Consider the following 22876-nt stretch of genomic DNA (forward strand, 5'->3'; position numbering starts at 1 on the left):
GCGCCTTGCAGGTTCGGATGTCTTACGACTGCTCCTGGCCCTTAGCCGACTCTTTAAGGTGGGCTGACCATGTCTGCTCCCAAGTGTGGAGCGGCTATTCATCCGAATGGAATTTATCCGCTCACGGAGCCGGGCACGCAGCTCCCGTCTTCACCCACGCCTCCACCAGCGCGCCGGCCTGCGCTTGCGTGCCCGGCACGGGCGTGCGGCCGAAGCCGGGCTTCCAGGCCCAGCCGACCAGGGTGTCCTTGCCGATGTGGTCGATCAGATCTTCCACCTTGCGCCCGCCATTGCGGGCGGGATCCCTGATCTGCTCGCAGATTTCGCCGACGGTCTTGCCTTCCCAGGCCATCTCGCGCGGGGCCAGATGCCAGTCGGGATGGCCGGGCATGCGACCGGGCTCGAAATTGGCCTTCTGGTGGCAGGTGTTGCAGCGCATCGCCTCCAGGCCATGGCCGTCGGCGCCGCGCGTGACCGGCGGTTGATGCAGGCGGGCATTGTCGCCCTGGTGCGGCCTGTCGCCGGCCGGATGGCAATTGGTGCAGCGGGGATGCGTCAGGACTCTTCCGAGCTCGGTGAAGATCGCCGCCGAGCGCTTCTCGGTGTCGCCGATCGCGGCAAAGCTCTCGGGCGAGGCGAGAGCATGGCTTGCCGTCTCCGACGCCGCATATCCCGCACAAAGACTGCTCGCGAGCGCCGCGATGACGGCAATTGTACGAAACCGCGCGTCGGATCTCATGGTTGGCGTCCTTGCGCGTTTACTTGGTGGCGATGAGATAGCGGTTTGAATCAGCCAGGATCACGTCGCGCACCGCCTCGTGATATTTGATGTAGCCGGTGCAGCGGCAGAGATGGCCGTCGAGCGCATCCGCAATGGTCTGCTCCAGCGCCTCGCGGGCGACCGGCTTGCGCGACAAGCGTTCGAGCAGCACCTGGCCCTCGCCAAGGAAGCCGGCGGTGCAATAGCCGCATTGAAAAGCAAAGTGATTGATGAAGGCCTGTTGCAATGCCGAGAGCTGGCCGTCCTTGGCGTGGCCCTCGACGGTGCGGATCGACTTGCCGTCGAAGTTCACGGCGGGGGCGACGCAGGTCGGGCTGGTCGTGCTGGTGCCGTCGGGCGCGTCGACGATGATGGCGCAGCTCAGGCATTGCGCGGCGCCGCAGCCGAACTTGGTGCCGGTCATCCCGAGCATCTCGCGCAGAAAATCGTTCATCGAGAGGTCGTCGCGGACGTCCATCGGGCCGTGCTTCTGGCCGTTGATGGTGAGGCTGAGGGTCGTCACGCGAGCACTCCCTTCAATAGGCTTGCGGTGACCGGCAGCGCGCGGAAGCGATGGCCGGTGGCGTCATGGATGGCGTTGATGAGCGCCGGCACGATCGGGATCATCACGACCTCGGCCATGCCTTTCGGCGCTTCGTCCGGTACTGTCGGCTTCAGCATCTCGATCTCGAGATCGCGGAGCGGCAGGTCGGAGCCGCGTGCGACCAGATAGCGGCCGAGATTCCATTCGCCGTTGCCGGGACCGCCCTCGAACGGCGGCAGCGTCTCCAGCAGCGCATAGCCGACGCCCATGGCGAAACCGCCCTGGGCCTGGCCCATCACCACCTCGGGCACCAGCGCGGTACCACATTCGAACACGCTGTAGGCCTTGGCGATGCGCAAGGCACCCGTCGCGCGCTCGATCTCGACGCGGACCAGCGTGCCGCACATCGAGGTGTAGGCGGTGCCGATGCGGTTGTTGTCGGTTGGCGGAAACTTGACGCTGACACGGTTGATCCGTTCGAACTTGCCGTTGCCCCTGCGGATCGCCAGCGCGTCGATGTCGGCGCGGTATTGCTCGCCGAACAGCGGAAAGCGTGCCCGCGACCACGCCCAGCGGGAGAAGCTGTGCGCAACCGCACCGGTGACGAAGCCGCGCGCATGAGCTGTCGCGGCCAGCACAGGCAGCGCCAGCGGTTCGAGACCGGGCATGATGAGTTGGCCGCTCTGCCAGGTCGCGCTCGCCCATTGCTTTGCGCGCGGATCGGTCTTCGGGATGTGCCACAGCTCCAGCGCCGCGGGCCACAGGCCGAAGCGGAAAATGACGCGGGCGGCTTCCCCGGCGGAATGGGTGCCGACATGTGCGCCGATCGAGGAGCTTGTCGGCGAGCTGATCGCGGGCACCCAGCGCGGATTTTTCTCCGCGGCATCCTGGGTCTTCTGATCCATGGTGGAGGGATCGCCTGATGTCACCAGCCCGAGTACGTCATAGCTGTCGACGCGGGCGACCGAGACCTCGTCGGCGATGACGCCGAGATGGCTTGCGACCCGGTTGGCCAGCGCCGTCCCGATGCCGTTGCCCATCTCGACATGATCGCAGACGATAGCGATCTTGCCGTCGGGTCCAAGCTCCACGCGTCCGAGCGAGCCGTCCGCGCCGGAACCATAGTCTTTCGTCACGCAGGCGACGCCGGTGCCGACCAGCCGATCCGACGATGTCTGCTTGAATTGCGCCCGCTGCTGCCAGATCGGATGCGTCTCGAGCTTGTCGAGGATTTCGGGCGTGCGCACCGAGACGATGTAGGGATTGCCCGTCATGGTCCGGCCGTTCTGGGGCAGCGCATTGCGCCGCCGGAATTCGATCGGATCGCGCTTGAGCTCGGATGCCGCCTCGTCGATCAAGACCTCCAGCGCCGTCTCGGTCTGCAGGATGCCGTAGCCACGCATCGAGCCCGCGCTCACGCCGCGCGAGTGCACCGCGACGGTCCGCACGTCGACCTTCGGAATGTCGTAGATGCCGATCGCGCCGGTGCCGGCGACGACGGCCACGCTAGCCGAGAAATGGGCAAGCCCGCCGCCGTCGAGCACGTGATCGGCGGCGAACGCCTTGATCTTGCCGGTGGCGCGATCGATGCCGATGCGCGAGCGCATCTTGATCGCGTGGCGCTTGATGCCGCCCTGAAACTGCTGGTAGCGGTCATGCGCCAGCCGCACCGGCTTACCGGGAAAGCAGACCGCCGCGAGCGCAACATAGAGAATGAAAGGCGTGTGATCGCGTCCGCCAAAGCCGCCGCCGACATGGGCGAATTGCGCGTTGATGTGCGCCGGCTTGTAGGGCGCACGGGCCTTGGCCAGCAGATGCGCGATCGACTCCGCCGCCTCGTAGGGCGACTGTACGCCGAGCAGCAGTTCGAGATTGCCGCCCTTATTGCCGCCCTTGCCGTCGTACCAGCCGAGCCCGCATTCCGGCTCCAGGAACATCGGGTCGACCGATTGCGTCTCGAACTCGCGGTCGAGCACCAGCAGCGAGGCGTCGTCCGCGGCGAGCTCGGCGCGGATCTGCTCGCCATATTTCGCCGCCTTGGCGTAATCCGCCGGCATGTCCTTCGCGAGCGGCGACCACACGGGCAGCGCCGCGCTCTGCACCGTCTTGGGCGAGACCCAGCCGGCCTGGATCGGCGAATAGACATCCGGCTTGTCAGGCGAGGGGCCTGCCACGCGGGTGAAGCGGAAAGCCCCGTAATCGGGCACGACGACAGGCCCGGTCTCCTCGCCGAATTGGACGAACGTGCCGTCGCGCAAGGCGAGACGCGCCTGGTCGAAGGCGTCGAACTTTTCGAAGATCAGAAGCGCGACGGGCTGTCCCAGATAGAGTGGCGTCTTGCCGACCGGGCAGAAAAGGTCGCCCGCATAGAATTCCGGCACCTGCGTCCCGATCCGGTCGAGATCGGCGGCAGTCACCACCACCGACGGCTTGAGCGCGCCGCCGAGGCGGGCGAGGTCCATGCCCGTATAGACGTGCGTGGCGTCGTTGGCGCGGACCAGGATGGCGTGCGAGGTGGACTGCGGCCAGCCGGCGACATCGTTGGCCCGGAAATCGGAGGCGTAGAGCTTTGCGCCTGTGACTTTTGCGACGCCGTCGACACGGCCCGCACCTGTTGTCGCCGGGTTGAAGTTGCCGCGTCCGGGCAGCGTCTCGTGCGCCGCGAAGGGCGCGCCCGCCGCGGACGCCAGATGTGACAGGCTGACCGAGATGCCTCCCGCCGACACCCACTTCACGAACTCGCGTCGCGAAGGCCTCATGATCTTATCCTTGTACAAGGTTTCGGCGACATCATGATGCTGGCGGCATCGATGCCTGGAGAGTACGCCAATGCTAGCTCAAATCCGGCGTGATTCGTCATGCGACGATAGAAAGGGGCGGGGCGTTTACAACCAGTGAATGTCCTGTGCCTCCCGGATGGGATCGTCGCTTCGCGTTTGCTTTAGACTCGAATCGAACTGAAGACGGATTGGCAACGGGGGCGAAACTCAAATGCAGCACGATCCGAACGATGTCTCTCCAGTCACGGCGGATATGACAAAGCTCTCGCGGCGCCAATTGCTCGATTACAGTCTCAAGGCCGGCGCGTTGTCGCTGTTCGCAGGTGCGGCGAATGCACAGCACGCCGTGCACGACCATGCGGGCATGTCACACACCGCGGACATGTCGCCGATCATGGGGATGGTCGCTGAAACGCCGGTTCCTGCCATGGACCAGCTGCTGGTCGAGCCCGAGGTGCGGCGGTCCGTCAATGGCGTGCTGAGCACGATCTTGCGCGTCGGCTATGCCTATCGCCAGATCGGCGGCGTCAGGCTCTATGTCAGATCCTATGAAGGCGGCAGCCCCGGGCCGACCTTGCGCATGAAGCCCGGCGAAACCCTGCGCATCAAGCTGATCAACGATTTGCCGCCGAACCGCGACGGATTGCCGGCCGACATCAGCCATCCGCACCAGTTCAACAACACCAATTTCCATTTTCACGGTGCGCATACCAGCCCGAGCGGGATTGCCGACAACGTCATGCGCTCGATGGCGCCGGGCCGCAGCTACAACATCGAAATCGCCCTGCCGGCCAATCACACCAGGGGCACCTACTGGTATCACCCGCACCACCACGGCAGCGCCGATATCCAGATGTCCAGCGGCATGGTCGGCGCCATCGTCATCGAGGGCGATTTCGCCGAAATTCCCGAGATCGCCACAGCCCGCGAGCGCCTCATGATCCTGACCCAGGTGGTCTACGACGCCAGCGGCATGGTCGAGAATTTCGAGACCCTGTTTCCGGAGACGGCAACGCGCTTCCTCGCCATCAACGGGCAGCGGCGCCCGGTGATCGAGATGCGCCCCGGCGAAGTGCAGCGGTGGCGCATCCTCAATGCCGCCTATCAGGACGATATGCTGCTCGATCTGGAAAAGCATGATCTGCAGGCGATCGCCTATGACGGCATCCAGCTCGGCGCGGTGCAACAGATGAAGCAGGTCCTGATCGCGCCGGGGCAGCGTGCCGATATTCTGGTGAAGGCCGGCAGCGCCGGGACCTACGCCTTCAACGCGGCGCCCTATGATCAGGGCCACCCGTCGCCGGTCGGTCCGCTGGCGCGGGTCGTGGTGTCAGGGGCGCCGATGGACATGAAGCTGCCGGGCGCCCTGCCACCGGCGCCGCTCGCGAGCATCAAGGACGGTGAGATCACCAACCGCCGCAAGGTGGTGCTGTCGGCCACCGCGCCGGAAGCCGATGCCGCCGGCCATTGGCAGGAATTCGAGTTCTTCGTCGACGGCAAGAAGTTCGACCCCGGACGGATCGACCAGCGGGTCAAGCTGGGCGCGGTCGAGGAGTGGACCATCGTCAACACCCATGAGCACGACGACCACGTCTTCCACATCCACACCAATCCGTTCCAGGTGGTCTCGGTCAACGGCAAGGCGCTGGCGGTGCCGGAATGGCGGGATTCCGTGATCGTGGAGCGCAAGGGCGGCGTGGTGGTGTTCCGCTCCCGTTTCCTCGATTTCACCGGCGTCTACATGCTCCATTGCCACATGATGAACCATGAGGAGATGGGCATGATGCAGACGGTCGAGGTCTACAAGGCGTAAGCCCAAGCAGAATTGCGGGAATTTAAGGTCCCGCGAGGGCAAAATCCGGGTCCGGCCGGGCTTTCCCTTGCGGCCCATATGGCCTATTACGCCGCAACGCAACATTCCCCAAAAAGACCCCATGATCCGCCTCGACAACGTCAGCAAGCAAGCCGGCCACCAGATCCTGTTCATCGAAGCTTCCGCCGCCCTCAACAAGGGCGAGAAGATCGGTCTTGTCGGCCCGAACGGCGCCGGAAAGACGACGCTGTTCCGGATGATCGCCGGTGAGGAACTGCCCGACGAGGGGCAGGTCTCGACCGATCGCGGCATCACCATCGGCTATTTCAACCAGGACGTCGGCGAGATGTCCGGCCGCAGCGCCGTGGCCGAGGTGATGGACGGGGCAGGACCGGTGAGTGCGGTCGCGGCCGAGTTGCGCGAGCTCGAGGCTGCGATGGCCGACCCTGACAAGGCCGACCAGATGGACGAGATCATCGCCCGCTATGGCGAGGTGCAGCACGCCTTCGAGGAGCTCGACGGCTATGCGCTCGACGGCCGGGCGCGCGAAGCGCTGTCCGGCCTCGGCTTCAGCCAGGAGATGATGGACGGCGACGTCGGCAAGCTTTCCGGCGGCTGGAAGATGCGCGTGGCGCTGGCCCGTATTCTCCTGATGCGTCCTGATGTCATGCTGCTCGACGAGCCGAGCAACCATCTCGATCTCGAAAGCCTGATCTGGCTCGAGAAGTTTTTGCACGATTACGAAGGCACGCTGCTGATGACCTCGCATGACCGCGAGTTCATCAACCGTGTGATCTCGAAAGTGGTCGAGATCGATTCCGGCTCGCTCACCACCTACGCCGGCAATTACGAGTTCTACGAGCAGCAGCGTGCGCTGAACGAGAAGCAGCAGCAGGCGCAGTTCGAACGCCAGCAGGCGATGCTCGCCAAGGAGATCAAGTTCATCGAGCGTTTCAAGGCGCGCGCATCTCATGCTGCTCAAGTGCAGAGCCGGGTGAAGAAGCTCGACAAGATCGAGCGGGTCGAGCCGCCGCGCCGCCGCCAGACGATAGCTTTCGACTTCCTGCCGGCACCGCGCTCGGGCGAAGACGTCGTTGCCCTGAAGAAGGTGTTCAAGGGCTATGGCAGCAAGCGGATCTATGACGGGCTGGATTTCATGATCCGCCGTAAGGAGCGCTGGTGCGTGATGGGCGTCAATGGCGCCGGCAAGTCGACGCTGCTCAAGCTGATTGCGGGGGCGAGCGAGCCGGACGAGGGGACGGTCGCGGTCGGCGGCAGCGTCAAGATGGGCTATTTCGCCCAGCACGCGATGGATCTGCTCGACGGCGAGCAGACGGTGTTCGAGTCGCTCGAATACGCGTTTCCCACCGCGGGGCAGGGCTCCCTGCGCGCGCTCGCCGGCTGCTTCGGCTTCTCCGGCGACGACGTCGAGAAGCGCTGCCGCGTGCTCTCGGGCGGCGAGAAGGCGCGGCTCGTGATGGCAAAAATGCTGTTCGATCCGCCGAACTTCCTGGTGCTGGACGAGCCGACCAACCATCTCGACCTTGCCACCAAGGAAATGCTGATCACGGCGCTGTCGGATTTCGAGGGCACCATGCTGTTCGTCTCGCATGACCGCCATTTTTTGGCGACGTTGTCGAACCGCGTGCTCGAGCTGACGCCGGAGGGCATTCACCAGTTCGGTGGTGGGTACACGGAGTATGTTGCGCGGACAGGGCAGGAGGCTCCGGGGTTGCGGAGCTAGTGCTTCGCCGTGCCTGCGATTGCGGCGATCGTCTCGATCTCGTTGGTCCAGATGCCGCCGGAATAGCGGTGCGGAAGTCGTGCAAACAGCTCCGGCGTGTCGATGCCGGTGGAGAACTCGCCGCCGGTGTAGGGACCGAGCACGAAAACCGCGCTATTGGCGTCGGCCATACGATTGAGAAAACGATCGGGCCAGCCCCATAGCCAGGGTGCGACGTTGATCGGGACCAGCACCATCGCGTTCCGGCAGTCCGCGGGCACCAGGCCGGTCCAGCCATAGCCGATATAGCGCATCAGGCAGCTTCGGATCGCCGCCCGCGAGATCGTGCGAACGTCCGGTGCCAGGCGACGGAGCACTTCGATCGGCTCGTCGCCGCCGTAGATCATGATCATCCGCCGCCGTTCGGCCGGCAATGCGTTCAGCACGGCGGCGAGCTTCTCACCTTCGCTCGCGTCGCGGCTCTTCACGTTGATGAGGAGCTTCTTGTCGGGGAAGGTGACGAACACCTGCGAGAGCGTTGGCATCATCCCGATGCCCTTGCCGCGAAACGGGAATGTCTTGCCGCCGTCGGCCGTGTAGCCATAGCCGATGTCGAGCGTTTTCAGCTTTGCCATGGTCTGCTCGCGCGTGATGCCATGACCATCGGTGCGGCAGTCGAGCGTCCAGTCGTGGAATACGGCGAACTCGCCGTCGGTGGTCGGGTGCACGTCGAGCTCGACCACATCGGCGCCGGCCGCGAAGCCTGCTTGCATCGAGCGAACAGTGTTCTCCAGATAATCGTGTGTCGAGGGCAACATCCGCGCTGCGGTGCAGGTGTCGTTCTTCACGTCGCGCTCGTCAAAGCGCTGCGCTATGCCGCGATGGGCGAGCAGCACCGGCTTGCCGTCACGATGCGGCGCGAGAAGGCTGGTGTTGTTGACGTAGATGCCCGCGGCGACGGCGATCACGGCTGCAGTCGCGACTCTCAGTTTCCTGCCCACCCATTCTTCCTTACTCCACTGTCATCATCGGTGGCGTTTGGGGTTGATTTGCGGCAATCGTCACGCAATAGGATGGCTCCGCGCCTTCCGGCTTGAACGGTCCGATGCCGCCGATTACTCTGCTTCAAAAAAGCGGAGTGGAACGCGCATGAAGCAGCTCAGGATCGGCGACATCACCATCGATGCGGTGATCGAGCGCGAGGGGCCGTGGCGACGGCCGCAAGATTTTTTTCCGGCTTATGACGACAGCGTGTTCAGACACCATCTGCCGACCATGGAGCCGGAGGTGTTCGACGCCGCGCGCGGCATGATGGTGATCACCTATCAGACCTTTGTGGTGCGCACGCCGCGCTACACCATTCTGGTCGACACCTGCACCGGCGAGGACAAGGGGCATCCGCCGCCGTTCGACTTTCCCGGCAAGGAGCGCTGGCGCAACGAGCTGTTCGCGCTCGGCATCGGCTTCGAGCAGATCGACTACGTCTTCTGCACCCATCTGCACATCGACCACACCGGCTGGAATACGACCTTGCGCGACGGCCGCTGGGTCCCGACGTTCCCGAATGCGAAATACGTCTTCCACAAGGGCGAATACGCGGCGTGGGAGGCCGAGAACGCCAAAGGCAACAACCCGCCGGGCACTGTCTTCCGAGACAACTGCCTGCCGATCGTCGAGGCAGGCCAGGCGCTGCTGGTGGACGAGGATTACGCGCTCGATGACACCGTGACGCTGACGCCGACGCCGGGGCATTCGCCCTGCCATTGCTGCGTGAACATCTTTTCGAAAGGGCAACGTGCGGTGGTCGCGGGCGACCTCATGCATCACCAGATCCAGTGCCGCGAGCCGGACTGGTCGTCCAAGCCGGATTGGGATGCCAAGCAGTCGGCGGTGTCGCGGCGAAAGTTCTTCGCTTCCGTCGCCGACACCGACACGCTGATCCTGCCGATCCATTTTCCGGCGCCGACGGTCGGTCTGATCAAGCCGCTCGGCGCCGCGTTCGATTACCGCTTCAAGCGGGAGTAGGGCGACCGCGCTTCTGACGCTCTAGTAAGTGTAGAACATCCGCTGGATCTCCTTGCTGTCGGTCGTCTTGGTCAGCGCCAGCATCAGCAAGATACGCGCCTTTTGAGGGTTGAGCGTATCCGAGACGATGAAGTCGTGTTCGTCGTCCTTGGCTTCGCCATTGCGCGCCACGATGCCGTTGCCGACTCGGCTGCTGCGAACGATCGCGACACCCTTCTTGTGGGCCTCGTCGAGAGCCGGCTCGACCGCGGGCCGGGCGAGGCTGCCGTCACCCGCGCCGGCGTGCACGATCCCCTTCGCCCCTGCGGCGACAAACGCGTCGATCGCGACCCGGTTCATGTTGGCGTAGCCGTAGACGATGTCGACCTGCGGCAGGACATCGAGGCTGGAGACGTCAAACTCGGAGTCCGCCGTGTGCCGGCGCGTCGATTGACGATAGAAATACGGCTTGTTGCCCTGCATGTAGCCGAGAAAGCCGAGCTCCGGTGTACGGAATGTGTCCGCCGTCGAGGTGTTGTTCTTGGTCACATCGCGCGCTGCGTTGATCTGATCGTTGAGAGCAACGAGCACGCCCTTGCCGACCGCCTCGTCACTGCCCGCGAGAATCACCGCATTGAAGAGGTTGATCGGCCCATCCGCGCTGATCGCTGTCGACGGCCGCATTGCGCCCACGACGACGACGGGCTTTTTGCTCTTGACGACCAGGTCCAGGAAATAGCTGGTTTCCTCGATCGTATCAGTCCCGTGCGTGATGACGATTCCATCCACGTCGTCTTGCGCGAGGAGCGTGTTGACGCGCTTTGCAAGCTTGAGCCAGTAGTCGTTGTTCATGTTCTCGCTGGCGATCTGGAAAACTTGCTCGCCCTTGACGTTGGCCACCGTTTTCAGTTCGGGGACGGCGTTCAGGAGGGTTTCTATGCCCACCGTAGCTGCCGTGTAACCGACCACTGTGGTGCTGCTCGCGCCGCTGCCGGCGATCGTGCCGCCGGTTGCCAGAACCATGACGTTGGGCAGACCCGGGCCCCTCGCGTTCGCGACGTCAAGACTGATGAGCAGCGCGAACAGCAAGCTCACTGACGCCATGATCTGATTACGCACTCGAAGTTGCCACATCTTGACGTCCCTTTCCTGGAAACCTTGTCGATGCGCCCCAGTTCGCTCAGCCCTGCATGATCCGTCAGCCGAGGCTACCTGTCTAGGGTGGCGATACGATCGGATGATTTGGTTTGGACGCCGGCATGCGGAAACACAGACGCGAATGGCCGGGACATCTGCGCGAAGACGCGCTTCGCGCTTTTGCCCGGCCATGACGCAGTTTTCGGCGATTGCTCGCTAAAGAAGCAGTGATTTCGTGGCGCCTTACGCGCCGACTTCGCACTTCTTCATGAAGCTGTTCTTGGCGGCGCCGGCGAGCGGCTTGCCGTCGGCGCTGACGGCCTTGGGCGCGCAGGCATCCGCCTTGCACTTCTTCATGAACGAGGTCTTGGCGGCGCCAGCGAGCGCCTTGCCGTCCTTGCCGACCGCCTTGCTCTCGCAGGTGTCGTCCGCCAAGGCCGAGCCGGCTGCAAAAGTGGCAACGATCGCAGCCAGGAAAATCCGTTTCATCGTGGGTGTCTCCCTAAACCAAAAGATGGCGTGCGAATTGGAGACTGGAATCGTGGCGCAATCAAGCAGGATCGGCGCATGCCGGGCGCCTGTGCGGATATTTTCCGGCGCGCGATGAATGCATTTCGACTCGACCCGCCCGGCCTCGGTGGGATTTTTCGCATTCGCGCCCGCCACCGATGCTGCACTGCGCGCTGACCTTGCGCCACGAACCTGTTAGGCTCATTCCATTCCAGCAGGAACGGAGCGTTGCCATGAACGCCGTGACGAGCCCGCAGACCGCCGACCGGCATTCTCACCTGGTTCGCCCCTCGACAATGGAATGGCAGAAGACGCGTTTTCTGGGTTGCGAGGCGAAGACCTTGCTGTTCGATCGCAGCACCGGGCTGATGACCGCCCTGATGCGCTTCGCGCCAGGCGCGGTGCTGCCCGATCACGGGCATGTCGGCATCGAGCAGAGTTACGTGATCGACGGCGCGCTGGTCGACAAGGAGGGGCCGGTCGAGGGCATCATTTGCAAGGCCGGCGAATTCATCTGGCGCGAGGCGGGCAGCCGGCATGCAGCCTGGTGCCCGGACGGCGCACTGATCCTGGCGATGTTCCAGGTGCCCAACAAGTTTTTCGAGGCCGATGGCAGCGTGGTCGACGCCGCCGGTCAGGACTGGGATGAGGCTTGGGGGCACACGGCGGCGCGGCAGTCGCGCGGCGTCTAGCGGGGCCTCAGACGCCCCGCGCCAGTAATGCCTTGAAGTCGGCCCGCGCGCGCTGCGCCTCGGCGCGCGCAACCTCGGAGGCGTCGCCAAGGCCGAAATAGCCGTGGATCAGGCCGGGACCTTCATGGTGCTTGACGCGGACGCCGGCGGCTTCCAGCGCCCGTGCGTAGGCCGCGCCCTCGTCGCGCAAGGGATCGAACCAGGCGGTGGTCACGATCGCGGGCGCAACGCCGGCAAGGGTTGGCGCGCGCAGCGGCGAGACCCGCCAGTCGGCGGCTTGGTCGGGGTCGGCAAGATAATGGCCGCAAAACCATTCCATCGTGGCACGCGTGAGGAAGTAGCCGTCGGCATTCTCGGCGCGTGACGGAAACCGCGCGTTCTCGCGCGCGTCCGCATAGAGGCCGACGACATCGGTGACGGGATAGACCAGCAGTTGCGCGGCAAGGCTGATGCCGGCATCGCGAGAGGCGATTCCGATGGCGGCCGCGAGATTGCCGCCGGCGCTGTCGCCGGCAACGCCGAGGCGTTTTGCATCGCCGCCAAATTCCGCGAGGCGGTTGAAGATGTCGGTAGCGGCAGCAAAGGCATCCGTGTAGGCGCCGGGAAAACGCGTTTCCGGCGGGCGCCTATAGTCGACGGAGACGACGACCGCGCCGGTCTCGATCGCGAGATTGCGCGCCTGCCTGTCATGGGTCTCGAGATCGCCCGCGACCCAGCCGCCGCCATGGAAGAACACCACGGTCGGTGCCGGATTGCTGCCGACGCGATAGACGCGGGCACCGAGCGCGCCGGCGCCGCCTTTGACCTTGATGTCCCGCACGGTGTTGACCGGCGGCGGCGGCACGGCCGCGCGCGAGTCAGCCAGTGCACGCAAGGAATCGCGGGCGCTCTGTGGCGTCATCGCGGTGGGATCGCGCAGCGGCAGCAGCGGAATGATCTGGGCGATGACGGGATCGAGCGGTGCGGGCATGGCTTACGTCCTCGCTGGGTTCTTGGTCTTGCTTGCGGGTTAGCATAGATTTGGCGGACAGCATCGGCAACCGTTTGCGCGTTACAATTGCAATGCCGAGATGAACGGGCAGGGAGGCCAAACAGGTGGAATTCGAAGCGCTGGTCCAGTCGCGCCGCAGCGTGCGCGGTTTCAAGAACGAGCCGGTGCCGCGCGCCGTCGTCGAGGAGATTATCGAGAGCGCAAAGCGCGCGCCGTCGTCGATGAACACGCAGCCCTGGCATGTCCATGTGCTCACAGGCGGGCCGCTGGAAGAGCTGCGCCGCCGCAACATGGAGGAGATGGTCGGCGGCGCCAAGGTTAAGCGCGACATCATCAGCCATGGTGAGTATCAAGGCGTTCACCGTACCCGGCAGGTCGATATCGCCAAGCAATTGTTCAGCGCGATGGGGATCGCGCGCGACGACAAGCCGATGCGGCAGGACTGGGTGCTGCGCGGCTTCCGCCAGTTCGACGCGCCGGTCTCGCTGGTGCTGACCTATGACCGCGTGCTCGATCCCGGCGCGGTCTGCCATTTCGATCTCGGCGCGCTCTGCTACGGCATCGTGCTCGCGGCCTGGGACCGCGGCCTCGGCTCTGTCATTAACGGGCAGGGCATCATGCGTTCCGACATCGTGCGCGAGGTCGCAGACATTCCGCAGGACGAGGTCATCATGACCTGCGTCGCGATGGGCTATCCCGACGACAGCTTTGCCGCGAACGCGGTTCGCTCGGATCGCGAGGGCAATGACGATTTCGTGCGTTATGTCGGCTTTGCCGATTAGCACGATCGCCAGCCTGCGCGGCGAGAGGAGATTATTCTCTCGCCGAAATTTTTGGTGCGGAGTCCTCGAGGCCTCTTGCAATCTCGATCGCGCGGGAGGAACAATATGCGGACTGAAAGGTTTGTTGCTGGCGCGAGGGAATTGACATGCGGCGGCTGGCTAGCCTGGTTCGACGGTTGTTCGGTCCGCGACTGCGGCACACGATCGATGATGATCCAAGTCTTCCCTTCACACCCGATGAGCTCTCCAGGCTGATCCGCAGCGGCAGACGTGAGGACATGAAGCTGCTCGCGGAAGGATTGGCCTGTCGCTCTATTCCGCGTCCCGCCAGATATCGCGCGACGCATTAGGTCGGGTTGAAGAGGCGTTTGCCGCGCTCACCGCGTGAGCGCGACCTGCTTGAATGACCCCACCAGCGCCTTCTCCAGCTTCCCGCTCATTCCGCACAGAATGTTGTAGGCCTCGTTGCGCGGCATCGTCGGCTTGTAGTGCCGGTGCTCGATCAGCGCTGCGAAAATGTCCGAGATGGTGAGGATGCGCACGATATCGCCGATGTTCTCGGCGCAGAGCCCATCCGGATAGCCGCTGCCGTCGAGAAATTCGTGGTGATGGCGCACGGCGTCGAGCATCTCGGGCGAGATCTTCTCGTGATCCTTCAGATAATCGTAGCCCGCGGCCGGATGGGTTTCGATCATGGCGCGCTCGTCCGGATCGAGGCGGCCGGGCTTGTCGAGGATGGCGAGCGGGATCTGGGCCTTGCCGATGTCGTGGAACATCGCCGCCGTATACAGGCGCTCCAGATCGGCTCTGCCGACGCCGAGGCTCAAGCCGAAGTCGATGGCGACGCCGGTGACGAGCAGGCAATGCTGATAGGTTCCCTCGTGGTGGCGCCGCACCGTCGTCAGCCATTCCGACAGGCCATGCTGGGTGATGCGATCGGCGATCTGGCGGCCGGCTTCCTTGGCGCCGTCGACATCGAGCGGCTGGCCGAGGGTGACGGACATGAACATCGACGCGATCGCGGTCGCCGCGGTCTCGACGGCATTGTCCGGCTGCTTCGCGCCGGCTGACGGCGCGGATGCACCGTCGGCCAGATCGGTCAGTGCCGCCAGCAATTTGATCCGGTTGATCGCTCCGGGAAGCACCAGCGTCGCCCCCAGCGCATAGGCCTGCGAAATGCCGACGTGAGAGGTGTGCTCGAGCAGGAAGATGCGCTTCCTGGCCTTCGCGAGCTTGCCGGCGCGCTTCTTGATGGCCACGATGTTATCGACGTCGCGAAGCTCGGCGCGGATGATGATCGCGGACGGCACCTGCGCCAGCCTGGAATCGGCGTCGAGCCGTTCGCCCGCGACGGTGAATTTCTCTTCGAGGATCGAGCGAACGCCCGACAATTTGTCGGACGTGTCCGCCAGCACTTGCACAAGTGGGCGGGCCGCTTCCCTTTCTCTGATACCGCCGTCACGACTGACGGGGTTTTGCATGGTTCGCGCGTTCTGCACGGTATGACCTGGACGTTGACGTTACTGGAGTTCAACGTGGGGTGAATGGTGTGCCTATTTGGCCTGAACGGCGTTTTGCGCCGCCGCCTGCGCCTTTGGCCTCTTCTTGCCGTCCGCGGTGATGAAATGGATGCCGGCCGTGGTGCCGTCGATCCAGACCAGCTCGCAGCGCCGGTAGGCGAGGCCCGTCGAGGACAGCACCAGGAAGAACTCCTTGGCCTGCAGCACGTCGAGCGTGCCTTCGATCTCGAGCTTGGCGCCGGTCTGCGACACGTCGAGCAGGACACAGCTGCGTCGCCATGTGCCGTCCGAGCCCATCAGATTGACAGACTGCCTGTGGTCCATCTTTACGCGAGATGTTTTTCGGCCATCGAACTTCATCGGTTAACCCCCATCTTCGTGCCGCGATTTCCCCGATCGCTTGTGCCGGCACTTGCTGCGATTTCCCCCCAGCGCACGGTCCATTGGCTGGTCGACAGAAGAAGCGTCTCGAAGAGGAGTTGCGCGCGTTGGCGCTGCCCGAAGGAGAGCCGCGCGCCGCTGCGGTTGCTCAGGATCGCAAGCGTGGTCGCCCAGTTCAGGCGCGAGGCGCGGCAGGCCATCACCAGGCCCTCGCAATCGTCATCGGTCACAATATGCTCGACGACCTCGATCGGAGTGCCCGACAGCACCGACAGCGCGGTGAAGAGATTGGCGGTCTCGCCGCGGATCGCGAAACGATTCACCGTGGAATCGTTGAGCTTGCCGACGCGGTTGAGCGCGACGATCTCCGGCCTGGCGCTCGCATAGTCGGCCGCGCACGGCCGCTTCGGCGCTGTATCTTGCGCTGGCGGGGCGGCGGACGCGCTGGGCTTGGTCGGCGCCCTCTCGCCGGACGGGACCGCGAGAAGCTTCCGCACGACCACGTCGGGCGTGCCGGGCCGCAGCGCCAGCGCCTTCATGATCTCGCCGTCCTGCTCCGCCCTGGCGATCAGCGCGGCATAGGCTGCCTCGGAGAATTTGGCGCCGGGGTTGTTGATCAGCGCGAGACAGATCGGTCCGCCGCGCGCGATCAGCGCCTCGGTCACAGCAGGCTCGATCGAGTTGCGAGCCGCGATCGCGTGTTGCTGCCGCCCGCCGCAGGAGACCGCGACTGCGGCGAGATCCGCCGCGGAGACTGCCGGAGATCTCTGCAGGACCGGACACGCCACATCAGGGTCGTCGTGTGAGGCGAGACGTCGCAATGTCGCCGGTGGAGCCACCGTGAGCTCGGCCAGCGTGGTGCTGAGCTGAGCCAATGCGCTGGCCTCGACGCGTTCCGTCAATCGCAGCAGAACGCCGTCGACGACGCCTGCAAGCAGTTCCTGAGGCCGGTCGCGGCTGCCAGTGAGCAACTGCCCAATGCCAGACAGGATGCGTGCGCAGCGGTCCAGCGGACAGGTTGCGGCTGCTTCTTCCAGTTCATCCAGAATATCGGCAGGCGAATTTGCCATCATGGCAGGGGCCTGTACTTAAATAAATTGCGACTATCCAACGACCTCCATTCCGCGCCAGAGGCGTTAATTTGAAATTTAGACCTCGCTCCCCCGGGTATGAATGCACCTCCGACGTCGCTGGAAACGCTATCGAAATTTGGCGAGGCCTGATGCGCCGGCTTGTCCTTTGAACGGGACACTCGCCAACTGATCCACACACTCGGTGTGATTCCTTCGGCGTGAGGGCAACCGAAAGGGGGGAAGCAAGCCGGTATCGTTGCCGGACGCGCGTCTGTTGCGACGCGACGTTTCATATTGCATTGCCATGAACAGTATTGATGATGCGCCCGGGTTGGCGCCCAAAACATTTCGCTTCTCCGATGTCGATGAATTTCGAAATGCCATACGAGGCCTGAACTTCGAATTCACGCCTTTCGTACGGAAGATTTCGGCTGAGCAGACCATCTTGTCGCTGCCTAGCTGCGACGTGAATCTGACGCGCGCGTTTCCGCGCGTCGTCGACGCGCAGCTCGTCGAGAATTGCACGGCGGTCGGCTTCACGATGGACGACCTCAATGTGCCCATTCGCTTCAACGGCTCGCAGCGCGCCCGCCCGGTCGTCGTCATCGGCAGCGGCGGCGCCGCTTACACCACCATCGAGGAGGTGCAGCGACAAATCGCCTCCGTGGTGTTCAGGCCGGAGGTGACGGATCGCGGCTGGCCGCACGCGGTCTCGAGCTTCAAGATTTTTGAAACGACCGCCGCGGGCTTGAACGGGCTGCGCAGCGTGGTTCGGGAGGTGCTGGCTGCCGCGTCGGAACCCGTCGATGCGGCTGGGTTGCCGTCGAAGGCCGCAGCCATGAAGGAGTCTCTGCTCGGCGCCGTCGACGACGCGTTCGAAAGCGTCGTTTCGGCGCGATGGACCCTGCGTCCCAACGATGAGCGGAACTTCAGGATCTTCCAGGACATCCGCGCGCTGTTGTCCGACGACCTCTCGCAGCCGATCTACAGCGGGGAGATGGCGCGCAAGCTGAATTTGTCCGTCCGCACCATGCACGACGTGGTCCGGCGTTATCGCGGCATGAGCCTGCATCGCTATTTGCGCCTGCGCCGGTTGTGGCTGGTGCGCCGACGGTTGCTCGCGGGGGCCGAGAGCGTCAAGGCTGTCGCGCTGGCGTTCGGCTTCTGGCATCTCAGCGACTTCTCCAGAAGTTACCGCGACCAGTTCGGCGAGACGCCGTCGCAAACGCTTGCGTTCGGCCGGAGCCGATAGCAATTGGATAGGCCCGCCGCTGCGTTTCGTGCTAGCTTCCGCCCATGAGCAATCGCATCCTCGTCCTCTACGGTTCCTACCGTTCCGACCGCATGGGCATCCGCCTTGCGAACTTCGTCATCAATGGCCTGCGCAGTCGCGGCGAGGAGGTCGAGTTCATCGACGCCAAGGCGATTGGCCTGCCGATGCTCGACCGCATGTACAAGGAACATCCCAAGGGTGCGGCGCCGGAGGCGCTGGAGAAGCTGGCCGGACAGATCCGCGGCGCCGACGGTTTCGTCTTCGTCACCGGCGAGTACAATTGGGGCATCCAGCCCGGCCTGAAAAACCTCACCGACCATTTCCTCGAAGAATGGTTCTGGCGTCCGGCCGCCATCGCGAGCTATTCCGCCGGCCGCCTGTCCGGCGCGCGTGCCTCGACCGCATGGCACGGCACGCTGTCGGAGATGGGCATGGTGGTGGTGTCGAGCACGATCGGCGTCGGTCCGATCGCGCAGACGCTCTCGGCCGAGGGCGAGCCGATCGGCGAGGGCGGCAAGGCGCTGGAGCGGTCGTTCCCGCGCTTTGCCGATGATCTCACATGGTGGATCGAGGCGGCGAAAGCGCAGCGGGCTCGCAAGGCGCCGCCATATTGAGTTTGCTTACGCCGCCCTGACTTCGCCGAGGAAGCGGTCGAACTGTCCGGCGAGATCGCGCGACTGCGTCGAGAGCTGCTCGGCTGCGCCCAGCACTTCCCTGGCGGCAGTACCGGTGTCGTCGGCGGCGCGCTGCACGCCTGATATGTTGGTGTTGACCTCCTGGGTGCCGCGGGCGGCTTCCTGGACGCTGCGCGAAATCTCCCTTGTCGCCGAGCCCTGTTCCTCGATCGCAGCCGCGATCGCGGTGCCGATCTGGTCGATCTCGGCGATGACGTCGGCAACGTTGCGGATCGCGGTCACGGTCTCGTCGCTGGCAGCCTGGATTGCCGTGATCTGCTCGGAGATTTCGGTGGTGGCCTTGGCGGTCTGGCCGGCCAGCGATTTCACTTCGGACGCGACGACGGCAAAGCCGCGGCCGGCATCGCCGGCGCGGGCGGCTTCGATGGTCGCGTTCAGCGCCAGCAGATTGGTCTGCTCGGCGATGCTCTGGATCAGTGTGACGACGTCGCCGATCTTCTGGGCGCCCTCGGCGAGCGCGCGCGCGGTATCGCCGGTGCGGCGGGCGTTGTCGACGGCGCGGGCCGCGATCTCGGTGGATTGTGCGACCTGACGGCCGATCTCCTGGATCGAGGAGGTCAGCTCTTCCGTGGCGCTGGCGACCGTCTGCACGTTGGTCGAGGTCTGCTGCGAGGCGGCGGCGACGACCGCGGCCTGGCTGTTGGTCTGGGCTGCCGTCGAGGTCATCGACTGTGCGGTGGTTTCCATGGTGGAGGAGGCCTTCGACAGACCGCCGACGAGCTCGGTGACTTTGGCTTCGAAGGTGCGGGTGATGCCGTCGAGCGCCTGGGCGCGGCGCATCTTGCCGTCGTTCTCGGCCTGCTTCTCGGCTGCGAGCCGGTCGGCGCGGATCATGCTGTCCTTGAACACCTGGACGGCCGCGGCCATCGCCCCGATCTCGTCGGAGCGCGTGGCGCCGGGGATCTCTTCGGCAACCTCGCCGTCGGCAAGGCGCGACATCCGGCTCGTCAGGCCGACGATCGGAGCGCAGACGCGGCGGCGGACCATGACGATGAGACCGGCACTGGCGATCAGCACGGCGAGGAGGCCCGCGAGCGCGATCGTGAAGCTGGTGCGTGCGGCGGAGGAGGCACCGGCGAGGATCTGTTCGGCATTGTCGTAGAAGGCGTCGCGGACCTCGATGATGGTGCCGAGGCCGCGCTGCGTGGCGGTGTAATAGGTGTCGACGTCGTGCTCGTACTTGCCGGTGACCGCACCCTCCTTCACCAGCTTGAGCTCGCGGCCGAACTCCTCGATATAGATCGAATTGAACTTCTCCAGCGCCGCGGCGACGTTCGCCGGAGTTGCGGGATTGCCGCGCAGCTCCAGCAGCGACATCACGATCTGATCGTTGCGGCCCTGCGAGCGGCCGATATCGGCCTTCTCGGTGTCGGTCGCCGGTTTCTTGCCGCCGACGAGATTCTTGTGCAGGCTGGAGTTGAAGCCGCCGACGTCGCGCAATGTCATCGCGATGTTGGCGTAGCTGGCCTGCCGGTAGGCGTCGCCATTGAGGATCGCCATGCGGCGGACCTGCTCGTTGAGCAGGGCGGTCACGCCGCCGTTGAGCACGGCGTTGTCGGCGACGATCTTCTTGGCCGCGTCCTTGCGCGCCTCCGCCGGTCCCGCCATCGCCTTGTCGATGGCCTCGCGCAGCGCGGTGAACTTGGCATTGATGCCGTCGATGCTGCTGCCGATGGTGTTGCCGTCGTCGAACGGACCCGGCAGCTCCTTGCGCAGCGCATTCATCTTGTCGCGCGCGCCATCGGTCTGCTTGCGCAGCTTGTCATGCTCGGAAAGCTGCGCCGGATCGTAGGTCGCCGGACCGTAGAGGATGTTGGTGGCAAAGCCGCGCTCGGGGTTGAGATAGCGCGGGATGTCGCTGGCGGCGCGGACGATCGCGAGCCGCCCTTGCGCCTCGGCTATCCTGTCCATGGTCTGGTACTTCGTCACGGCGACGTAGACGGCGAGGCCGCCACCGACGGTCGAGAGCGAGACGATGGCGGTGGTCAGCAGCGTACCGATTTTCATGATCTGTCCGGCAATTGGCGCGGGGAGAATTCTTTGCACGGAAGATAGGCAGGCGATGTTAATCCCGGGTTTACGCTGCTGGCCGCCATGCCCAATCCGCATGCGTCCATTCGTCTAGGCGTAGGTCGCGCTCGCACAGCGCTACGCCGTCCGATCGAGCTTCGACAGCATCTCCAGCGTCGCCGCATCGTGCTCGCCTGCGAAATATCGGGCGAGCGCCTCGCCGAAAATCGGCTCGTCGGACACCGCGCCGAACAGCGTCATCGACGAGCGGAATTTCGCATCATCGGGCGCGCCGAGGATTGCGTTGATGGTGCGCCCCTCGACGGCGAGCACGAGCCGGGTGCATTCGATCAGGCGCGCGCCGAGCACGGGGTGGGCGAGGTAGGCTTCGGCCTCCGCGCGCGCGCCGATGGCGTAGCGCTGGGACATGGCGCTGAAGCCGAGACCGGCGATTTGCGGGAAGACGAACCACATCCAGTGGCTTTGCTTCCGGCCCCGGGCCAGCTCGCCCTGGACGGCGCGAAAAACCGGATTTTGGGCCTGGATGAAGCGGTCTAGGCCAAAAGGATCGGTCATTGGGTACCCCGGGGTGGCTTTCTGGAGCTTTGCCGGCCGCGATTATGCCTAACTTTTGGCTCCCAATGTGGTAGCTGGTATAGAGTCTCCGGGTGGGGGTGGGTCCCCCCGGGGGTCGATTTGGGGATCTGATGGTTTCCGACCGCGCAAACGCCGAGAGGCTGTTGTCGCGCCGCCGTATTGGGCGAGCGGAGACGATATTGCTGTCGTTGGCTGCCTTGGCACTGGCACTGGGGGCCGCCGCCTGGGTCGCTGACATCGGCGATTCGACCCCGCTGGCTTCCGCCGCGTTGCCGCCGTCCAATGCGCCTTCCTTTGAAGATCGCTTCACCTCGCTGTCGGGCAACCCGTCCGCCCGCGACATCGGGCTGCGGACGCTGGAGCGCTCCGCCCTGAATGCCGTGCAGCTCAAGCTGCGCGATGCCAAGGCGATGCTGGCCGAGAAACTCCAGGGCAACGACTGGCGCTCGACCCTGACCGATGACGACCGGCATGTGGTCGACGAGACCAGGCCCTCGCAGCGTGCCGACGCCGTCCCGATGCCGCGCTCGCGTCCGGCCCAGGCGGACTTCTCGGCCCAGATCGCCTCCAGCCAGGCCTTTGCCGATTCCAATCCCAGGGTCGACAACCGCAACTTCTTCGAAAAATTCACCGACAAGATCAAACTGGCTTCGCTGACGCCCGACAGTGGCCTGCTCGGCAGGGCGCCTGATCTCATGGCGCTCGGCTACGATTCGCGCACGGCAGTCTACGACATCTCGGCCAAGGCGCTTTACCTGCCGAGCGGCCTCGCGCTGGAAGCGCATTCGGGCATGGGCGCGCTGATGGACGATCCCCATCATGTCGACCAGCGCATGGTTGGCGCGACCCCGCCTGCGACCTACGATTTGAAGCCGCGCGAAAAGCTGTTCCACGGCATCCGCGCGCTGCGCCTGACGCCCACTGACGGCACCAGCGCGCTCGGCCGCGTCGGCCTGCTCACCCACAATTTCATGCTCGGGCCGCGCGGCGATTCCAACGGCTGCGTTTCGATCAAGGACTATGATCGATTCATGAAGGCCTATGACAATGGCGAGTTCAACCGCCTGGTCGTGGTGCCGAGCCTGAGCGGATCGGCGATTGCCACGCAGCGCGCGAGCACCGACTCCTGATATTCGCTGGATGGCGGGGCTGCCGTTTTCCCTTCATTAAGCCGTCATCGTCCAGAAGCAGCCCATGAGCGATCCCCAGAGTTCCGAGACCCCGCTGCGCACCACGTTCAAGATCAAGCTGAACGGTGACACGCTGGCGATTGCGACCGTCGGGCAGGCCTATCAATTCCTCACCAACTTCAAATCGGTCGAGTGGATGGAATTCCGCTCGCTGCATGATGAGGCCGTCCACGCGCTCGAGGGCGCCGCCGACAATGCGATGCTCGTGGTGCAGGCGACCAACGCCGTGCGCGCGCTGTTCGTGAGCGCGAAGCTGCTCTGAGGCTGCGGTCTTGGCGCTGTGTCAGCGCCGGCAGATGCAGTTGGAGCAGCACGCCATCACCCATGCGGGATTGGGGCGCGAGCGGGGACACTCTTGCGCATGCGGCGCGCGGGTTTAGCCGCGCACCGTGCCTGCTCCG

21 protein-coding genes are annotated in these 22876 nt (G+C 64.6%); 9 read left to right on the forward strand and 12 right to left on the reverse strand.

What is annotated here, in order from left to right:
* Positions 1–121: 121 nt before the first annotated feature.
* Genes IVB29_RS34330 through IVB29_RS34340 form a run of 3 tightly spaced genes read right to left on the reverse strand, consistent with a single transcriptional unit; the run spans position 122 to position 4063 of the window.
* Positions 122–739 (reverse strand): Isoquinoline 1-oxidoreductase subunit, encoded by a 618-nt coding sequence (locus IVB29_RS34330; RefSeq protein WP_247507857.1) that lies wholly within the window; start codon positions 737–739, stop codon positions 122–124.
* A 19-nt stretch (positions 740–758) separates the two neighbouring features.
* Positions 759–1283 (reverse strand): (2Fe-2S)-binding protein, encoded by a 525-nt coding sequence (locus IVB29_RS34335; RefSeq protein ID WP_247507858.1) that lies wholly within the window; start codon positions 1281–1283, stop codon positions 759–761.
* Positions 1280–4063 (reverse strand): molybdopterin cofactor-binding domain-containing protein, encoded by a 2784-nt coding sequence (locus tag IVB29_RS34340; RefSeq protein WP_247507859.1) that lies wholly within the window; start codon positions 4061–4063, stop codon positions 1280–1282. The genes IVB29_RS34335 and IVB29_RS34340 overlap by 4 nt, the downstream gene beginning before the upstream one ends.
* A 232-nt stretch (positions 4064–4295) precedes the next feature.
* Between IVB29_RS34340 and IVB29_RS34345 the strand changes: the two genes are divergently transcribed.
* Positions 4296–5897, forward strand: a complete 1602-nt coding sequence (locus IVB29_RS34345; RefSeq protein WP_247507860.1) for a multicopper oxidase family protein — start codon at positions 4296–4298, stop codon at positions 5895–5897.
* A gap of 121 nt (positions 5898–6018) precedes the next feature.
* Entirely contained in the window at positions 6019–7641 is a 1623-nt protein-coding gene (locus IVB29_RS34350; protein WP_247507861.1) for an ABC-F family ATP-binding cassette domain-containing protein, read from the forward strand.
* Here IVB29_RS34350 and IVB29_RS34355 read toward each other — a convergent pair.
* Complete coding sequence (locus IVB29_RS34355) at positions 7638–8621, reverse strand: glycerophosphodiester phosphodiesterase family protein (RefSeq protein WP_247507862.1); 984 nt, start codon at positions 8619–8621, stop codon at positions 7638–7640. The two genes, IVB29_RS34350 and IVB29_RS34355, sit on opposite strands and share 4 nt — an antisense overlap.
* A 148-nt stretch (positions 8622–8769) precedes the next feature.
* Here IVB29_RS34355 and IVB29_RS34360 point away from each other — a divergent pair, with 148 nt between their 5' ends.
* Positions 8770–9645: an MBL fold metallo-hydrolase gene (locus tag IVB29_RS34360; RefSeq protein ID WP_247507863.1), complete on the forward strand. Its 876-nt coding sequence runs from the start codon at positions 8770–8772 to the stop codon at positions 9643–9645.
* A 21-nt stretch (positions 9646–9666) separates the two neighbouring features.
* On the opposite strand, the gene IVB29_RS34365 is transcribed toward IVB29_RS34360, so the two are convergent.
* On the reverse strand, positions 9667–10719 hold the full coding sequence (locus IVB29_RS34365) for a type II asparaginase (protein ID WP_346731326.1): 1053 nt from the start codon (positions 10717–10719) through the stop codon (positions 9667–9669).
* Between the two features lie 285 nt (positions 10720–11004).
* Positions 11005–11250, reverse strand: coding sequence for a hypothetical protein (locus IVB29_RS34370; protein WP_247507864.1), 246 nt, complete (start codon positions 11248–11250; stop codon positions 11005–11007).
* Between the two features lie 254 nt (positions 11251–11504).
* Between IVB29_RS34370 and IVB29_RS34375 the strand changes: the two genes are divergently transcribed.
* Positions 11505–11963 carry a cupin domain-containing protein gene (locus tag IVB29_RS34375; protein ID WP_247507865.1) on the forward strand — a complete coding sequence of 153 codons (459 nt, stop codon included), beginning with the start codon at positions 11505–11507 and terminating at the stop codon, positions 11961–11963.
* Between the two features lie 7 nt (positions 11964–11970).
* On the opposite strand, the gene IVB29_RS34380 is transcribed toward IVB29_RS34375, so the two are convergent.
* Positions 11971–12933, reverse strand: a complete 963-nt coding sequence (locus IVB29_RS34380) for an alpha/beta hydrolase (protein ID WP_247507866.1) — start codon at positions 12931–12933, stop codon at positions 11971–11973.
* A 125-nt stretch (positions 12934–13058) separates the two neighbouring features.
* Between IVB29_RS34380 and IVB29_RS34385 the strand changes: the two genes are divergently transcribed.
* Entirely contained in the window at positions 13059–13736 is a 678-nt protein-coding gene (locus IVB29_RS34385; protein ID WP_247507867.1) for a nitroreductase, read from the forward strand.
* A 377-nt stretch (positions 13737–14113) separates the two neighbouring features.
* Here IVB29_RS34385 and IVB29_RS34390 read toward each other — a convergent pair whose 3' ends face one another.
* Genes IVB29_RS34390 through IVB29_RS34400 form a run of 3 tightly spaced genes read right to left on the reverse strand, consistent with a single transcriptional unit; the run spans position 14114 to position 16710 of the window.
* Positions 14114–15235 (reverse strand): HD domain-containing phosphohydrolase, encoded by a 1122-nt coding sequence (locus tag IVB29_RS34390; RefSeq protein ID WP_247507868.1) that lies wholly within the window; start codon positions 15233–15235, stop codon positions 14114–14116.
* A 54-nt stretch (positions 15236–15289) separates the two neighbouring features.
* The gene (locus IVB29_RS34395; RefSeq protein ID WP_247507869.1) at positions 15290–15616 is read right to left on the reverse strand and encodes a PilZ domain-containing protein; all 327 of its coding nucleotides are present in this window, start codon (positions 15614–15616) and stop codon (positions 15290–15292) included.
* Positions 15613–16710, reverse strand: a complete 1098-nt coding sequence (locus IVB29_RS34400) for a DUF2336 domain-containing protein (protein WP_247507870.1) — start codon at positions 16708–16710, stop codon at positions 15613–15615. Before IVB29_RS34400 ends, IVB29_RS34395 begins: the two co-directional genes overlap by 4 nt.
* Positions 16711–17014: 304 nt before the next feature.
* On the opposite strand from IVB29_RS34400, the gene IVB29_RS34405 reads away from it, so the two are divergent.
* A complete protein-coding gene (locus tag IVB29_RS34405) occupies positions 17015–17962 on the forward strand; it encodes an AraC family transcriptional regulator (RefSeq protein ID WP_247507871.1) in 948 nt (315 codons plus the stop codon).
* A gap of 44 nt (positions 17963–18006) precedes the next feature.
* Entirely contained in the window at positions 18007–18597 is a 591-nt protein-coding gene (locus IVB29_RS34410; RefSeq protein WP_247507872.1) for an NAD(P)H-dependent oxidoreductase, read from the forward strand.
* 6 nt (positions 18598–18603) lie between these two features.
* On the opposite strand, the gene IVB29_RS34415 is transcribed toward IVB29_RS34410, so the two are convergent.
* Both IVB29_RS34415 and IVB29_RS34420 read right to left on the reverse strand, forming a co-directional pair.
* A complete protein-coding gene (locus tag IVB29_RS34415; protein WP_247507873.1) occupies positions 18604–20685 on the reverse strand; it encodes a methyl-accepting chemotaxis protein in 2082 nt (693 codons plus the stop codon).
* 141 nt (positions 20686–20826) lie between these two features.
* Entirely contained in the window at positions 20827–21264 is a 438-nt protein-coding gene (locus IVB29_RS34420) for a DUF1810 domain-containing protein (protein WP_247507874.1), read from the reverse strand.
* A 200-nt stretch (positions 21265–21464) separates the two neighbouring features.
* Between IVB29_RS34420 and IVB29_RS34425 the strand changes: the two genes are divergently transcribed.
* Both IVB29_RS34425 and IVB29_RS34430 read left to right on the forward strand, forming a co-directional pair.
* Positions 21465–22415 carry a DUF2778 domain-containing protein gene (locus IVB29_RS34425; RefSeq protein WP_247507875.1) on the forward strand — a complete coding sequence of 317 codons (951 nt, stop codon included), beginning with the start codon at positions 21465–21467 and terminating at the stop codon, positions 22413–22415.
* A 64-nt stretch (positions 22416–22479) separates the two neighbouring features.
* Positions 22480–22737: a hypothetical protein gene (locus IVB29_RS34430; protein ID WP_247507876.1), complete on the forward strand. Its 258-nt coding sequence runs from the start codon at positions 22480–22482 to the stop codon at positions 22735–22737.
* The last annotated feature ends 139 nt before the right edge of the window (positions 22738–22876 follow it).

This window comes from Bradyrhizobium sp. 1 (genome assembly GCF_023073315.1).
GTDB lineage: Bacteria > Pseudomonadota > Alphaproteobacteria > Rhizobiales > Xanthobacteraceae > Bradyrhizobium.